This is a genomic window from Burkholderia sp. YIM B11467, from assembly GCF_052952715.1.
The window spans coordinates 100663-115824 of sequence record NZ_JBQVSQ010000018.1 but is presented as its reverse complement, the minus strand read 5'-3'; the positions used below and the strand labels follow the sequence as shown (position 1 = coordinate 115824).

At 68.2% G+C, this 15162-nt stretch carries 13 protein-coding genes; 3 read left to right on the top strand and 10 right to left on the bottom strand.

Going from position 1 to position 15162, the window contains the following annotated elements; genetic code table 11:
• From ACTRWB_RS36300 to ACTRWB_RS36285, 4 genes are all read right to left on the bottom strand, one after another.
• The coding region (locus ACTRWB_RS36300; protein ID WP_446904746.1) for an NAD(P)/FAD-dependent oxidoreductase at window positions 1–1265 on the bottom strand (1265 nt) is incomplete at its 3' end.
• A gap of 81 nt (window positions 1266–1346) precedes the next feature.
• Window positions 1347–3137 carry an acyl-CoA dehydrogenase gene (locus ACTRWB_RS36295; RefSeq protein WP_446904741.1) on the bottom strand — a complete coding sequence of 597 codons (1791 nt, stop codon included), beginning with the start codon at window positions 3135–3137 and terminating at the stop codon, window positions 1347–1349.
• A 370-nt stretch (window positions 3138–3507) separates the two neighbouring features.
• The gene (locus ACTRWB_RS36290; protein WP_446904740.1) at window positions 3508–4668 is read right to left on the bottom strand and encodes an AraC family transcriptional regulator; all 1161 of its coding nucleotides are present in this window, start codon (window positions 4666–4668) and stop codon (window positions 3508–3510) included.
• Window positions 4668–6302 carry an AMP-binding protein gene (locus ACTRWB_RS36285; RefSeq protein WP_446904739.1) on the bottom strand — a complete coding sequence of 545 codons (1635 nt, stop codon included), beginning with the start codon at window positions 6300–6302 and terminating at the stop codon, window positions 4668–4670. The genes ACTRWB_RS36290 and ACTRWB_RS36285 overlap by 1 nt, the downstream gene beginning before the upstream one ends.
• Here ACTRWB_RS36285 and ACTRWB_RS36280 point away from each other — a divergent pair.
• From ACTRWB_RS36280 to ACTRWB_RS36270, 3 genes are all read left to right on the top strand, one after another.
• Window positions 6301–6579, top strand: a complete 279-nt coding sequence (locus ACTRWB_RS36280; protein WP_446904738.1) for a hypothetical protein — start codon at window positions 6301–6303, stop codon at window positions 6577–6579. The two genes, ACTRWB_RS36285 and ACTRWB_RS36280, sit on opposite strands and share 2 nt — an antisense overlap.
• A gap of 330 nt (window positions 6580–6909) precedes the next feature.
• Window positions 6910–7365, top strand: a complete 456-nt coding sequence (locus ACTRWB_RS36275; protein WP_193102991.1) for a carboxymuconolactone decarboxylase family protein — start codon at window positions 6910–6912, stop codon at window positions 7363–7365.
• Between the two features lie 151 nt (window positions 7366–7516).
• Window positions 7517–8617 carry an AraC family transcriptional regulator gene (locus ACTRWB_RS36270; protein WP_446904737.1) on the top strand — a complete coding sequence of 367 codons (1101 nt, stop codon included), beginning with the start codon at window positions 7517–7519 and terminating at the stop codon, window positions 8615–8617.
• A 33-nt stretch (window positions 8618–8650) separates the two neighbouring features.
• Here ACTRWB_RS36270 and ACTRWB_RS36265 read toward each other — a convergent pair whose 3' ends face one another.
• The 6 genes from ACTRWB_RS36265 to ACTRWB_RS36240 all read right to left on the bottom strand — a co-directional run bounded on the left by ACTRWB_RS36265 (window position 8651) and on the right by ACTRWB_RS36240 (window position 15100).
• On the bottom strand, window positions 8651–10144 hold the full coding sequence (locus ACTRWB_RS36265; RefSeq protein ID WP_193102993.1) for a sensor histidine kinase: 1494 nt from the start codon (window positions 10142–10144) through the stop codon (window positions 8651–8653).
• On the bottom strand, window positions 10144–10863 hold the full coding sequence (locus ACTRWB_RS36260) for a response regulator transcription factor (RefSeq protein ID WP_048249873.1): 720 nt from the start codon (window positions 10861–10863) through the stop codon (window positions 10144–10146). Before ACTRWB_RS36260 ends, ACTRWB_RS36265 begins: the two co-directional genes overlap by 1 nt.
• A gap of 218 nt (window positions 10864–11081) precedes the next feature.
• The gene (locus ACTRWB_RS36255; RefSeq protein ID WP_446904736.1) at window positions 11082–12476 is read right to left on the bottom strand and encodes an MmgE/PrpD family protein; all 1395 of its coding nucleotides are present in this window, start codon (window positions 12474–12476) and stop codon (window positions 11082–11084) included.
• On the bottom strand, window positions 12473–13381 hold the full coding sequence (locus ACTRWB_RS36250) for a polysaccharide deacetylase family protein (protein ID WP_446904735.1): 909 nt from the start codon (window positions 13379–13381) through the stop codon (window positions 12473–12475). Before ACTRWB_RS36250 ends, ACTRWB_RS36255 begins: the two co-directional genes overlap by 4 nt.
• Complete coding sequence (locus tag ACTRWB_RS36245; RefSeq protein ID WP_446904734.1) at window positions 13378–14259, bottom strand: polysaccharide deacetylase family protein; 882 nt, start codon at window positions 14257–14259, stop codon at window positions 13378–13380. Before ACTRWB_RS36245 ends, ACTRWB_RS36250 begins: the two co-directional genes overlap by 4 nt.
• 7 nt (window positions 14260–14266) lie before the next feature.
• Entirely contained in the window at window positions 14267–15100 is an 834-nt protein-coding gene (locus ACTRWB_RS36240) for an ABC transporter substrate-binding protein (RefSeq protein ID WP_129517716.1), read from the bottom strand.
• Between the last annotated feature and the right edge of the window lie 62 nt (window positions 15101–15162).

Below are 15162 nucleotides of genomic sequence, written 5' to 3'. Positions count from 1 at the left end.
TTGCGTGCGCGGTACAGCTCCGTGTACAGCCACGACTGCTTGAAGGCGTCCGGGTATGCGTTCAGTTCGTCCGACTGACGGCCGGCCTGCAGCGCGTCGAACGCGGCGTCGGCAGCCAGCATGCCGGTCTTGATTGCCGCGTGGCTACCCTTGATCCGCGATGCGTTCAGGAAGCCCGCGTCGTCGCCGATCAGCGCGCCGCCCGGGAATACCGTCTTCGGCAACGACAGCAGCCCGCCCGCGGTGATCGCACGCGCACCGTACGACACGCGCTTGCCGCCTTCCAGGAACGCGCGGATCGACGGGTGCGTCTTGTAGCGCTGGAATTCCTCGAACGGCGACAGGTACGGGTTCGTGTAGCCGAGGCCGACCACGAAANCGCCGTACGATACGCGCTTGCCGCCTTCCAGGAACGCGCGGATCGACGGGTGCGTCTTGTAGCGCTGGAATTCCTCGAACGGCGACAGGTACGGGTTCGTGTAGCCGAGGCCGACCACGAAACCGACCACGACCTGGTTGTTGTCCATGTGATACAGGAACGAGCCGCCGTAGGTATCGGACTTCAGCGGCCAGCCGGCCGTGTGGATCACGAGGCCCGGCTTGTGCTTCGCGGGATCGATTTCCCACAGTTCCTTGATGCCGATCCCGTACGCCTGCGGCTCGGCGTTCGCGTCGAGCTTGAACGTCGAGATCAGCTGGCGGCCGAGGTGGCCGCGGCAGCCTTCAGCGAACAGCGTGTACTTCGCGTGCAGCTCCATGCCGAGCTGGAAGTTCTCGGTCGGCTCGCCGTCCTTGCCCACGCCCATGTTGCCGGTCGCGACACCCTTCACGGAGCCGTCGTCGTTGTAGAGAATCTCGGCGGCCGGGAAGCCCGGGAAGATCTCGACGCCCAGCGCTTCGGCCTGCTGGCCGAGCCAGCGCGTGACGTTGCCCAGCGAAATGACGTAGTTGCCGTGGTTCTTGAAGTTCTCGGGCAGCGCCCAGTTCGGCGTCGTCACCGCGCTCTTCTCGGACAGGAACAGGAACCGGTCTTCCGTCACCTCGACGTTGAGCGGCGCGCCCTGTTCCTTCCAGTCGGGGAACAGTTCGGTGATCGCGCGCGGGTCCATCACCGCGCCCGACAGGATGTGCGCGCCGATCTCGGAACCCTTCTCGAGCACGCACACGCCGATCTCGGTGCCTTTCTCGGCGGCCAGCTGCTTGAGCCGGATCGCCGCCGACAACCCGGCGGGGCCGCCGCCGACGATCACGACGTCGTATTCCATCGATTCGCGCGGGCCGTATTGCGCGAGCAAGTCCTGTGTGGTCAAAATCCTGTCTCCTCCAGCGTCCCGACCGTCAACCGGTCAGAACTGGTCTTCCGTCAACGCGAGCACGCTCTCGTTGCCCTTCGCGCCGACGATCGACGCTTCGAGCCCGCCTGCCTGCACCAGAACGTGTTCCGCATAGCATTGCGCGATCGCGATCTTCGCATCGAAGAACGCCGGATCGCTCGCGCGGTTCGCCTGCGCCGCCACCAGCGCGCGCCCCATCTGCCATCCGCACAGCACCACGCCCGCCAGCTTCAGGTACGGCACGCTGCCCGCGAACACCGCGTTCGGGTCCTGCTTCACGTTCGCCACCACGTAGTCCACCACCGACGACAGCGCACGCGCGCCCTTCTCCAGCTGCGCCTTCATCGATGCCGCCGCCGCGCCGTCCAGCTTGCCCAGCGACGCCACCGTCGCGTCGATCTCCGCGATCAGCGCCTTCGCCACCGCGCCGCCGTCGCGCATCGTCTTGCGGCCGACCAGATCGTTCGCCTGGATCGCCGTCGTCCCTTCGTAGATCGCCAGGATCCGCGCATCGCGGTAGTACTGCGCCGCGCCCGTCTCCTCGATGAAGCCCATCCCGCCGTGCACCTGCACGCCCAGGCTCGCCACGTCGTTCACCATCTCCGTGCTCCAGCCCTTCACGACCGGCACCAGATACTCGTAGATTGCCTGATGACGGCCACGCGTCGCCTCGTCCGAATGGCGGTGGGCAACGTCGCTGTGCGCGGCTGCCACGTACGCCAGCGCCCGCGCGCCTTCGGTCAGCGCGCGCATCGTGCCGAGCATGCGGCGCACGTCCGGGTGATGGATGATCGTCACCGACTGCTTGGCCGACCCGTCCACCGGGCGGCTCTGCACGCGTTCCTTCGCGAATTCGGCCGCCTTCTGGTAGGCCCGGTCGGCCACGCCGATCCCCTGCATCCCGACGCCGAAGCGCGCCGCGTTCATCATGATGAACATGTATTCGAGGCCGCGGTTCTCCTCGCCGATCAGGTAGCCGATCGCGCCGCCGTGGTCGCCGTACTGCAGCACAGCCGTCGGGCTCGCCTTGATCCCGAGCTTGTGCTCGATCGACACGCAGTGCACGTCGTTGCGCGCGCCCAGCGAGCCGTCGTCGTTGACCATGAACTTCGGCACGATGAACAGCGAGATGCCCTTCACGCCTTCCGGCGCGTTCGGCGTGCGGGCCAGCACCAGGTGGACAATGTTGTCCGCCATGTCGTGCTCACCCCACGTGATGAAGATCTTCGTGCCGAACACCTTGTACGTGCCGTCGCCCTGCGGCTCGGCGCGCGAGCGCACCAGCGCCAGATCGGAGCCGGCCTGCGGCTCGGTCAGGTTCATCGTGCCGGTCCATTCGCCCGAGATCAGCTTCGGCACGTAGCGCTGCTTCTGCTCGTCGGTGCCGGCCGTCAGCAGCGCCTCGATCGCGCCGTCGGTCAGCAGCGGACACAGTGCGAACGACAGGTTCGACGCGTTCAGCATCTCGATGCACGGCGTCGCGATCAGCTTCGGCAGGCCCTGGCCATCGTACTCGGCCGGATGCTGCAGCCCCTGCCAGCCGCCTTCGACGAACTGGCGGAACGCCTCCTTGAAACCCGGCGTCGCGGTCACGACGCCGTCCTTCCAGCTGCTCGGGTTGCGGTCGCCTTCGACGTTCAGCGGCGCCAGCACCTCGCCGCAGAATTTCGCGGACTCGTCGAGCACGGCCTGCGCCGTGTCGTAACCCGCATCCTCGAAGCCCGGCAACTGCGCAACGGCGTCGATGCCCGCGAGTTCCTTCAGCACGAACAGCATGTCCTTGACGGGGGCGTTATAGCTCATGGTCGATGTTCCAAATCAGGCGGTGAATGGGGCGCGCTGCTGGATCGATGCGGCAAAACCGGTCGACCCAGGCGACGACGTGACCCATCGTAATGCCGGGACGGTCGATTCCCGTTGTCATATCCGGCCCACATAGTGACAAAATCGGCCACGCGATGAGCGGGTGTTGCCGGAAACGGCAGGCCGGATAAGGGTTTGGCCGGAGCCGGTTTCGACGAAAACGGCCAACAATCGGTGTGCCGGCCTATGGGGCCAAAGCGGCGCGGCATGCCGGCGGCGGCTACGGGAGCCGGTTATGGGAATCGCCTATGGGAGCCGGCCATGGGAGCGAACGAAAGGAGCCGGTTATGGGAGAGGTTTGAAAAAAACGCTACGCCTGCCGCCGATACGTCCCCGGCGTACTCCCCGTCCAGTGCCGGAACGCACGATGAAACGCGCTCGGATCGTCGAAGCCAATATCGGCGCCGATCGCCGCGATCGTATCGGGCGTATCGGTCAGCCGCTGGATCGCGATGTCGCGCCGCAGTTCGTCCTTGAGCACCTGGAACGTCGTCCCTTCGGCGGCCAGGTGGCGGCTCAGCGTACGCACCGAGCAATGCAGGTGCTCGGCCGCCTGGTCGATCGCCGGCAGGTCGGGCAGCGCCGCCGACAGGTACTGCCGCACGCGATGGCACACGAGCTGTTCGCTGAACGATTCGAAGATCCAGTCGCCGGGCGCACGCGCGAGAAATTTGCGCAGGTTGCGCTTGCTCTGCCGGATCGGCGCGTCGAGGTAGTCGGCGCTGAAGCGCATCAGCGTGCGCTCGCAGTCGAACTGCACGGAGCCAGTGAAGAAGTACAGATGGTCGACCGCATGCCGCGGCCGCGGGCATGCGAACTCGATCTGCAGCAGCGGGATCTTCTGCCCGATCAGCCAGGAGCACACGCCGTGCACGAGCTTGAGCATCAACTCCTGGCCGAGCGCGCCGATCGGGCCGATGGCATCGTTCGGACGCAACAGCACCTGCGCGACGAGGCCGTCGCGCTTCGATTCGACGAAGAAATCGTCGAGCAGGATATGGAAGAATTGCCCGAAACGATGCAACGTCGTTTCGAGGTTGCGCGCATCGAGCAGGCTCAGGCACAGGTACTTCAGCGTGCCGCCGCGCAGCGGGCGCGAGAAGATGCCGGGCATCTCGTCGTCGAGGTCGATCGCGAGCGTGCGGTACAGCGTCGAGAACTGCTCCTCCGTCACGCGCGCATGCGGCTCGCCGAGCAGCTCGAGCGGGATGCCGGCCCCGCGCAGGTAGCGCTCGACCACGTCGCGCTGCGCGCCCGCGCTCGCGAGGAAACCGTTGACGAGCGAGATCGGCACCGTCGCGCTCGGCGACGGCAGCGCACGCCCGGGCTGGGCGGAAAGTGAATCTGAGCCGGTCATCGCGTCCCCGTCGATCGAACCGCTCGCATTGTACTTGAGCGGCCCTCGCGGAAGCTTCGGGGCCTTCGGCGCGCCGGGCCGCGCAGCCGCGGCCGCGCGGCGCTTCGGCGCCATCAGTCGGTGCGGCTGAGTTCCCGGCGCAGGATCTTGCCGACCGTCGACTTCGGCAGCCGATCGACGAAACGAACGATCTTCGGCACCTTGTACGCCGCGAGGCTTGCGCGGCAATGCGCGACGAGTTGTTCCTCCGTCACGTCGGCCTCCTGCGCCAGCACCACGAACAGCTTGACGGCCTCGCCGGTGCGCGCGTCCGGCACGCCGATGCACGCGCATTCGGCCACGCCCGGCAGCGCGGTCGCGACGGCTTCCACCTCGTTCGGGTACACGTTGAAGCCCGACACGATGATCATGTCCTTCTTGCGGTCGACGATCCGCAGGAAGCCGGCTGCGTCGAACACGCCAACGTCGCCGGTGCGGAAATAACCGTCCACCGTGAACGCGGCCGCGTTCGCGTCCGGCTTCTGCCAGTAGCCGGCCATCACCTGCGGCCCCTTCACGCAGATCTCGCCCGCTTCACCAATTGCCGCCTCGCGATCCTGGTCGTCGAGCAGTTTCACGTCGGTCGACGGCAGCGGCAGGCCGGTGGTGCCCGTGAACGCATCGATCGACTGCGGGTTGAACGACACGACCGGCGACGTTTCCGACAGCCCGTAACCCTCGCGGATGAAATTGCCCGTCACCGCCTTCCAGCGCGACGAGATCACGTCGATCACCGCCGCGCCGCCGCCGGCCGACAGCTTCAGCCGCGACCAGTCGACTTCCTTCAGCCGCGGATGGCCCGCGAGCCCCGCGTACAGCGTGTTCACACCGACGAATATCGTCGGCCGCGCGGCCTTCAGCACGTCGATGAACCCGTCCATGTCGCGCGGATTCGCGACGAGCCAGTTTTGCGCGCCGATCGCGAAGTAGGACAGGAAGTTCACCGTCAGCGCGAAGATGTGATACAGCGGGATCGCCGTGACGACGACTTCCTCGCCCGGCTCCCGTGCAGCCGGCACGATCGCCGCGAACTGTTCGATGTTCGCGACGAGGTTGCGGTGCGACAGCGCCGCGCCCTTCGACAATCCGGTCGTGCCGCCCGTGTACTGCAACAGCAGCAGGTCCGCGCCGCCCAGCGCGACCGGCTCGCACGCGAGCGATTCGCCTGCTGCAATCGCATCCGCGAGCGGGATCGAACCGGGCGGCAGCGCGTCGCATGTGCCGGCCGGCGCATCGACGACGCCGAGATCGCCGCGCCCCACGCTCAGCACGGTACGCACGCCCGTGCCGCCGACCACGTCGGCGAACGTGCCCATCGACCCGCCGCATACGACGGCGACCTCGACGCCCGCGTCGTTGAGCTGATGCTCGAGCTCGCGCGCGGTGTAGTGCGGGTTCACGTTGACCTGGATCGCGCCGATCCTCGCGACGGCGACGAACACGACCGGAAACGCGAGCACGTTGGGCAGCATCACGGCCACGCGATCGCCCTTGCGGACGCCGACGACCTGCTGCAGATACGCGGCCAGCGCGGTCGACAGGCGGTCGACGTCGGCATAGCTGAGCGTGCGGCCAAACGCATGGAATGCCGGACGATCGGCGAAGCGGCGCATTGCGTCGTCCAGCAGCGCGCTTACGGAAGGATAGAGATCGGCGTCGATCTCGGCGGGGATCGAGCCATACGACCCGGTCCAGTGTCTCTTCGTCATGTCTCACTCCTCGGGGGACGGCACGCGCGGAGCGCGCCGTTCGCACGGCGGCCTGCACGCCGAAGGGCGCGGGCCGTCGCCTGACTGGCGACTATCGCCCGCGCGACGCACTTTGAAAATGATCCGGGCGGCCGAAAAGATGATCGAAACGGACACGGACGCATGCGCTTGTCTAGGCAACTTCGTGCCGCGATGGATCACACAGGGCCCGGGCGGCAGCGGATTCGTCGAGTTCGCCGACGCGATTCTGCGCACCGATCCGGACAATCGCGGCTGACCACTCCGGCGTATCGACTATCGGCCCATCAACATGAACAACATACGGATTCCGGCGATTCCTGCCGACGGTCGCGCCTGATACGATCGCTTCGCTTCCGGTTCGCCGCAGCCGAACCTGCCGCGCACCACCGCGAATGAAGCCGACACACACGCATCCGCACGACGGATCATGTGTGCAACGTTGTCTGGACACACCGGTTGATCCTGCCACCCATTAATCAGGATTACTTCCGATATGCCGCCGATCGCGGCAGCACGCCGAACCGGTACAAGCAACACCACCCATCCACCCAACGATCCTATCCCGCTCTCTCAAAGGTCAGTCGCCATGCCAGAACGCATCTCGTTTGGACAACTTCCCGCCCGGCTGCTCGACGTCGTGCTCAATGTCGAGGAATACGCGAACAACACCGGCCACGATTTCAGGCTCGTCGAACTGGTGCGCGCACGCGTCTCGCAGTTGAACGGCTGCGCGTACTGTCTCGACCGTCATATCAAGGAAGGCATCCACGCGGGCGAGGATCCGCTGCGCTACCACTTGCTGCCCGTGTGGCACGAAACGCCCGATCTCTACAGCCCGAAGGAACAGGCCGCGCTGCGCTGGGCCGAAGCGCTGACGCTGATCAGCGAAAACGCGATCGGCGATGAACTCGTCGACGCGACGCGTGCGCATTTCGATCGCGACGAACTCGCGACGCTCACGTTGATCGTCGCGCAGATCAACACCTGGAACCGGCTCGCGAAACCGTTCGCGTGGCAGGCCGGCGTATTCCAGGCCGGTTGAAACCGGTCGAAGCCGGCTGACGCAGGCCGTCGGGCCGGCCACGCCGGGCGGCGCCGGCGCGCGTATCAGGGTGAACCCTGTGGCGCATGGGACCGATCCCGATCAGAATTGCGTGCCGTAAACGATATCGATTCGGACGCAGGATCCAGCCATGCCGCGCAGTGCGCTCTTGAACCCGACGGCCGCCCGCGCAGCCCGCCTGCCGGACGCCACGCCCATCCACACGTTGCGCGAACAGCGTTTCTCGCCGGCCAAGCTGGCCGTGCTGGTCGACGTGGCGACGCAAGCCGGCCTCGATCCGGCCGCGGTGCTCGACGGCACCGGCCTCACGCCGGCCGCCGTCGCGGACCCGTTTACGCTCACGTCGCCGCTGCAGTTCCTGACGGCCGCGCGCAATGCGATCGGCCGGTACGACGGTTCCGATCTCGGCGTGCGCGTCGGCCGCCTGCTGCATGCGTCGAGCTACGGGATGTACGGTTACGCGATGCTGTGCTCGGCATCGCTCGCGCACGCGTTCGATTCGGCCGTCAAATATCACCGGCTCGCGAACGGCATGCTCCCGATCCGCTGGGTCGTACAGGGCGATACCGCGTCATGGCTGTTTCCGGACCGGCACGAAGTCGCGCTGCCCGATCTCGACGTGCCGCTGTACCGTTTCCTGATCGACATGCAGTTCGCGCTGCACGTGACGATCATCAAGGACGTAATGGGTGCGTGGTGCGTGCCGGCGCGCGCGCAGTTCGCGCAGCCGCAGCCGGCACACGCGGGATCGCTGGCCGACGCACTTGAATGCCCGATCGCGTTCGACCAGCCGCATCATGTGCTCAGCTATCCGGCCGCGTGGCTCACGCGCGCGCCGCAGCTCGCGAATCCGATTACCGCCGCGCAGGTGTCGTCGCACTGCGCGCAATTGCTCGACGAACTGCGCAGCCAGCCGGGCATCACGCGACGCGTCTACCAGGAGCTCACGCGCACGCCGGGACACTTCCCGGACATCGACGCGATCGCGGACATCCTCTGCATCACGTCGCGCACGCTGCGCCGCAAGCTCGAAGCCGAAGGCACGTCGTACAGCGAACTGCTGACGAGCGTGCGCAAGGCGCTCGCGATCGATTACCTCAGCACGACGACGCTCAGCACCGAGGACATCGCGCTGACGCTCGGCTTCAGCGATGCGGTCGGGTTCCGTCACGCGTTCAAACGCTGGACCGGCACGACGCCGAGCGACGTGCGGCGCAAGCGCGGCGGGTAAACACAGCGCGGCGAGTGGCCGACCCGACCGGCTTCAGCGCGCGTCGCCGGCCGCCGGCGCCGCGACCGCCAGCGCAAACTCGAATACCGCACCACGCCCGGCCCGGTCGACGAGCCGGATGCCGCTGCCGTTGAGCGCCAACATCCGGTGCACGATCAGCAGGCCGAGCCCGCCGCTCGTCGCCGCGCCGCCGCTCATCGGCCGCTGCGGCCGCTGGAACAGCCCTTCGCGGCGCGCCACTGGAATCCCTTCCCCGGTATCCGACACCCTCACGAGCACGCAGTCGCCCTGCGGCTCCAGCGCGACCTCGACTTCGCCGTGCGACGGCGTGTGCCGCAGCGCGTTGTCGAGCAGGTTGGTCAGCACGCGCTCGATCATCCCGAGATCGGCCCACACGACCGGCACGCGCGGCGGAATCCGCGCATGCAGTGCGACGCCGCGCGCCTGCGCAGTCAGCTCGAATTTCTGGAACACGTCCTGCACGAGATCGACGAGCGAGAACGGCTCGCGCTCGGCCTGCACGCCGCCCGATTCGAGCCGCGCGAGCTCGAACAGCGCCTGCGCGAGGCGGCCGACCTTCGCGCTCTGCGCGAGCGCGATCGACAGGTAGCGCCGGCGTTCGGGCTCGGCGAGCGAGTCGGACTTCAGCGACAGCGTCTCCAGATAGCCGTGCAGCGACGTGAGCGGCGTACGCAGGTCGTGCGAGATGTTCGTGATCAGTTCGCGCCGCTGCTGGTCCTGGCGCGTCAGCGCGCGCCACTGGTCGCCGATCCGGTCGGCCATCTGCGCAAACGCGGATTCGAGCACCGCGATGTCGTCGCCGCGCTGGCCCGGCAGCGAGCGCGGCATCGGCGGTTGCGTATCGGGCGCGCCGTTCGCGTCGAAGCGGCGCAGCGCGTCCGTCAGCCGACGCAGCGGCCGCGTGATGAAGCTGAACGCGGTGAGGCCCGCGAGCAGGCCGAGCAGCGCGACGACCGCCATCGACCACAGCGTCGTGCGCAGCACGTTGCCGGCGTCGACGCGCGCGGCCAGCCGGTCATGCGCCTCGCCGAGCAGCACCACGTAGATGTAGCCCGACGGCGGCTGCCCCGCGCGCTGCAGCGGCGCGGCGCTGAACACCTTGCGTGCGTCGGGGCTGCGCGGATCGTCGCCGAGGATCGGCAGCGGCTGGCCCGCGATGAAGCGCTGCACGGGCGCGAGATCGACGCGGTCGCGCTTCACGTGGCCGGGCGGCGCATCGTCGCCCTTGATCCGCCCCGCGTTGTCGAGCAAGTACACCTCGACGCTCGGGTTCACGCCCATCAACTGGCTGAACAGCGTGCGCACGGCGTCGGGGCGCAGCCCGTTCGCGTCCATCAGCGGCGCGCTGTTGGCGATGTTGGCGGCGAGGTCGCGCGACAGCGCCTGCACGACCTCCTTCTCGCGCATGTCGTTCGCACGGATCTGCAGCCACGCGGATGCGCCGGAGCACGCGAGCAGCAGGATCGAGAACACGAGCGACAGCCGCTGGGTGAGCGTGAGTTTCATCATCCGTCCCGCTGGCCCGGTGCGGCGAGCTTGTAGCCGCGTCCCCACACGGTGAGGATTCGCACGGGCTCGGCCGGATCGGCCTCGATCTTCGCGCGCAGCCGGTTGATGTGGGTGTTGACCGTGTGTTCGTAGCCTTCGTGCTGATAGCCCCACACGGCATTGAGCAGGTCCATCCGCGAGAACACCTTGCCCGGGTGCCGCGCGAAGAAATACAGCAGGTCGAATTCGCGCGGCGTGAGGTCGATGCGCGCGCCGTCGACGCTCGCCTCGCGCGCGATCGGGTCGATCGACAGCCCGGCGAGGTCGAGCGTGCCCGCGTCGATCCGCGAATCGCGCGCGAGCGCGTCGACGCGCCGCAGCAGCGCCTTCACGCGTGCGACGAGTTCGAGCACCGAGAACGGCTTCGCCAGATAGTCGTCGGCGCCGAGCTCAAGGCCGAGGATCCGGTGCACCTCGCTCGATCGCGCGCTCGTGATGATGATCGGCGTGTAGCGCGTCATCGCGCGCGCGCGCCGGCAGATTTCCAGGCCGTCGACGCCCGGCAGCATCAGGTCGAGAATCAGCGCGTCCCAGCCGCCCTGTTCGAGCAGACGCAGCCCTTCCGTGCCGTCCGCGCTATGCACGACCTCGTAGCGCTCGTCGCGCAGGTGCAGGCTCAGCACGTCGGCGATGTCGGCGTCGTCCTCGACGATCAGGATGCGTTTGGGGTGGTCCATGGCGGTGGGCGGCGGCACATTGGGCTCGGTAATGATGGTCAGTGATCGGTGGCCGGTTCGGGCCGACCCCGGTCCGGACGGCCGGTGGCCGGGGTCAAATCGCGGCGAAAGGCCGCGCTGCCGCCATTGTGCAAAATTTTGCGGCGGGGAGTGATCACATTTAGTTTAACTTTGGACGACCCGCGCGCCGCAAGCCAATGCTGACACGGCTTTCCGCTTCAAACAATCGCGTCGACAGCCTCCGCATCACCCGCAAGCCAGCCATTCATCACGCGCGCATCCGCCAGCCGGTCCAGCGACAGACACACGTCGCTCAGCGCATCGGCACGCGCTCCGTCGAGCGCCATCCCCGCCAGCACACGATATTTCGCCAGCAGCGCCGCGTCCGACAGCGGATTGCGCGGGTCGCCGAGCGCGATCGGTACGTGACACAATTCCCGCCCGCCATCCGGGCGATGCAGGATCACCGTCGGCTCGTCGAGATCGCCGAGCGCCGGATCGACGTCGACGACGATGCGCGCGAGCAGCGCGGTCACGCGCGGATCGTTGCGCCGGTCCGCGCGATACGCGCCGATCCCCGTGTCGCCAAATGCAAGCGCCGCCGCCACCGCGTATGGCAGGCTCATCTGCGTGGACGACAGCGTCGACAGGTCGCGACCGCCGCACATGCGGGCAACGAACCCGCTCGACCGCACGACCACCCGTTCGATCTCGCCCGCCGTGAACGTGCGACCGTCCGCGAGTTGCAGCGCCGCGTCGACGGCCGCATGTGCGCTGCGGCACGATGCGTGCGGCTTGATCGAACAGCGCATCAGCTTCCAGTGCTCGCCGAGGCCGTCGGTCAACGCGTCGGGCGCATGCGATTGCGCGGCGAAGGTGCTGAAAAAGCCGCCCCACACATCGTCGAACACGTGCGCGGGGCCGCTCACGCCTTCGCGCGCGAGCAGCGCCGCGAGCACGCCGCCCTCCGCCGCCCGCCCGGCGTGCAGCCGCTTCGTCTGCGATCCGTCGTGGATGAAACCCCACAGGCCGCCCGCGAAACTCGCCGCATGGCCCAGTGCGTCGCGCGTGCGCGCGGCGTCGAGCCCGAGCACGCGCGCGCTCGCGGCCGCCGCACCGAACACGCCGCAACTGAGCGTCGAGTGCCAGCCCGCACCGTTGTGCACCGAGTACCCGCCCGCTGCCTCGAGCACGCGCCGGCCGACGTCGTAACCGAGCACGATCGCCGCCACGCATTCGCGGCCCGTCACCGGGCGTCCCGCGCACGACAACGCGGCGAGCACGGCCGGCAGCACCACCGCACCCGAATGATCGCAGCCGCCGGAATCGTCGAGTTCGAGCGCGTGCGCGGCAATCCCGTTGACGAACGCCGCATCGCGCGCGCCTGCGGCCCGTCGCGTACCCCACAGCGCCGCGCCGCCATGTACGTCGTTGCCGGTCAGCGCACGGGCGCTACGCGTCTCGACGGCCGACGCGCCCGCCAGCGCCGCACCGAACGTGTCGAGCACATGACGCTTGGCCTTCGCGACGACGTCGTCCGGCAATGCGACGGCGGGCGTCTGCGCGACGAACGCCGCAAGCCGCGTTGCGCGCGTTTCCGTATCCATCGTCATCGCGCCGACTCCTCTGCCACGCAACGCGCGAACACGTCGACCGGATGTCCCGGGGCATTGACGGGCGCCTGTGCACGCCACCAGCGCGCGATGTCGCGCCCCGTCGCGAACCATGCGTCGCCGGCGTCCCGCAAATACGTGAGCAACGCGTGCAGCAAGTCGATCCGCCCTGCCGTGCCGATGATCTCGGGATGCAGGCGCAGCACGCAGCACAGCCCGAAGCGCCGAAACCCGTTGACGTCGCGCCGCCAGTTGTCGAGCACGTCGCGGTATGCCGCGATGCGCGGTTGCCCGGCCGGCACGGGCGGCGACAGGTTGAACTCGAAGTACGGCTCATCTTCGAGTTCGTAGTGCAGCGGCAGCTCGACGAGCCGCGCGCCGTCCGCGCCGCCGTCGCCGCGTGGATGCACATACGGCAGATCGTCGCCGCGCCACGACGACGACCACGTGAAGCCCTCCGCGACCAGGCAATCCGCAAAACCGTCGGCCCAGTTGCCGGTGAACGAGCGGAAGCCTTCCACGTCGCGTCCGATCGTGTCGGCGAGCGCCGCCCGCCCGGCGCGGCATGCATCGACCTGCGCCGCAAGCGGCAACGCGTCGAAGTCTTCGCAGCGATAGCCGCTCACGCCGAGCTCGTGGCCAGCCGCGGCGATCGCGCGCACCGCGTCCGCATGCGTTTCGGCGACGATGCCCGGGACGAACCAGCTCGCCGGGACGCCGAACGCGTCGAATGCCGCGAGCAGCCGGTCGACGCCGCGCGTCGCGCCGTAACGCCAGACCGACAGCGATTTCTCGCGGCCGACGATCCGCGGCTCGCGGGTCTGGATACCGTGAATGTCGTTGAAGTCGACCGTGATCGCGACCGCGCATCGCGCGCCGCCCGGCCATGAAGGAAGTGTCGTCACCGGCCGCTCCGTTGCGTGGGTTGCGTGGGTTGCGTGTCGCGTGCGTGCTGCGCAAGCCACCAGTCGGCCACTTCGCGGCAGCGCGCGAACCATACGCCGTCCTGCGCGCGCATATGGCCGAGCCACGCCTCGAGCAGCGCGATGCGGCCAGGCTTGCCGCAGACCTTCGGATGCAGCAGCGTCGTCAGGCACAGCCCGTCCCGCACCACGCCGTCGAATTCGCGTGTCCAGTTGTCGAGCGTCGCGTCGTAACCCGCGATCCGGTCGAGTCCGGCCGGGTAATCGGGGTTGCGGTGATACGCAAGCGACGCGTAGTCGTCGGTCTCCCAGCGGCCGGGTATCTCGACGAGCGGCGGCTCGCCGTCCTCGCCGTGCAGCAGGTACGGCCGGTCGTCGCCGCGCATCGAGCTCGAATAACGCACGCCGGCCTCGCGCAGCACGGCCACCGTCGCCGCGCTCCAGTCGCCGGATGGCGTGCGGAACCCGACCGGCCGCACGCCGAGCGTACGTGCGAGGATCTCGGCCGACTGCGCCATGATCTCGCGCTGCCGCTCGGGCTCGAGCGTCCAGAACGCTTCGTGCCGATAGCCGTGGTAGCCGATCTCGTGGCCGCGCTCGACGATCGCCGCGCATTGCCCGGGCCACGTCCGCGCGACCCACGCGGGCACGAAGAACGTCGCCGGCAGATCGAACGCCGCGAGCATGTCGAGCAACCGGCCGAGCGCGCGCCACGGCCCGTAGCTGCCGAGCGTGAAATACGCGGGGTTGCGCCAGATCGACCCGTTCAGCATCGCGTCGCCGGTCGGGCCGTCGAGATCGAACGCGAGCGCGACGCACGCGCGCTTCGCGTCCGGCCAGCGGGGAGCCAGGTCCGTCATCGCGCGCTCAGTGCGTGCCGTTGATCATCGCCTTCGCCACCGCGTGTTCCTGCAGCCCCCACTTCGCGAGCAGCTTGTGGTACGAGCCGTCCGCGATCATCTGGTTGAGCGCCGTCGTCAGCGCGCTGCTGAGCGCGGTGTTGCTCTTTGCAACGCCGATGCCCGTGTATTGCGACAGGAACGGCTTGCCGACCGGCGCGTATGCGTTCTGCTCGAGGCTGTTCTGGTAGGGCAGCGTCTCGCCGCCCTGCACGGCCGCGTCGATGCGGTTCTGGCGCAACTGCATGCGCGCATCCGACGAGCCGTCGGTGCCGACCACGACGATTGCCGGCTTGCCGGCCTTCACGCAGTTCTCCGCGCTCCACGCGGTCGTGTTGTCCGGGAACGACGTGCGCCGGCTCGACCCGACGCGCTTGCCGCACAGCGCGCTCATCTGCGCGAACTCGCCGGCGCGCGTCTTCAGCGTGTAGAACTGCGGCCCCGTCTCGATGTAGTCGACGAACGTCACCGCGTCGCGGCGCGTCGGCAGGTCGGTCATGCCGGACAGGATCATGTCGACGCGTTGCGTCGCGACCGCGCTCATCATCTGGTCGAAGCTCGTCTCGACCCAGTTCACTTTCGCGCCCATCTTCGCGGCGAGCGCTTCGCCGAGATCGACGTCGAAGCCCGCGAGCTTGTCGGTCGCCGGGTCCTTGTATTCGAACGGCGGATAGTTCGGCACGATCGCGACGTTCAGCGTGCGCTTCGCGCTCGCGGCCTGCGCGACTGCGAAGGAGGCATGCAGCGCGAGCGCGCCGAATGCGACGGCGGCCAGCGTGCGGGTCAGGACGGATGCTTTCATGGGGGTGTCGCCTTGTCGTAGTGGAGTAATGGGGTGCTGCGCCGGTCTGGTTGACGGCTCCA

Bases quoted from the DNA above. Each gene is read 5' to 3' on its own strand.
- ACTRWB_RS36295 (WP_446904741.1), bottom strand. From the start codon at position 3,137: ATGAGCTATAACGCCCCCGTCAAGGACATGCTGTTCGTGCTGAAGGAA.
- ACTRWB_RS36290 (WP_446904740.1), bottom strand. From the start codon at position 4,668: ATGGCGCCGAAGCGCCGCGCGGCCGCGGCTGCGCGGCCCGGCGCGCCG.
- ACTRWB_RS36280 (WP_446904738.1), top strand. From the start codon at position 6,301: ATGTCTCACTCCTCGGGGGACGGCACGCGCGGAGCGCGCCGTTCGCAC.
- ACTRWB_RS36285 (WP_446904739.1), bottom strand. From the start codon at position 6,302: ATGACGAAGAGACACTGGACCGGGTCGTATGGCTCGATCCCCGCCGAG.
- ACTRWB_RS36275 (WP_193102991.1), top strand. From the start codon at position 6,910: ATGCCAGAACGCATCTCGTTTGGACAACTTCCCGCCCGGCTGCTCGAC.
- ACTRWB_RS36270 (WP_446904737.1), top strand. From the start codon at position 7,517: ATGCCGCGCAGTGCGCTCTTGAACCCGACGGCCGCCCGCGCAGCCCGC.
- ACTRWB_RS36265 (WP_193102993.1), bottom strand. From the start codon at position 10,144: ATGAAACTCACGCTCACCCAGCGGCTGTCGCTCGTGTTCTCGATCCTG.
- ACTRWB_RS36260 (WP_048249873.1), bottom strand. From the start codon at position 10,863: ATGGACCACCCCAAACGCATCCTGATCGTCGAGGACGACGCCGACATC.
- ACTRWB_RS36255 (WP_446904736.1), bottom strand. From the start codon at position 12,476: ATGACGATGGATACGGAAACGCGCGCAACGCGGCTTGCGGCGTTCGTC.
- ACTRWB_RS36245 (WP_446904734.1), bottom strand. From the start codon at position 14,259: ATGACGGACCTGGCTCCCCGCTGGCCGGACGCGAAGCGCGCGTGCGTC.
- ACTRWB_RS36240 (WP_129517716.1), bottom strand. From the start codon at position 15,100: ATGAAAGCATCCGTCCTGACCCGCACGCTGGCCGCCGTCGCATTCGGC.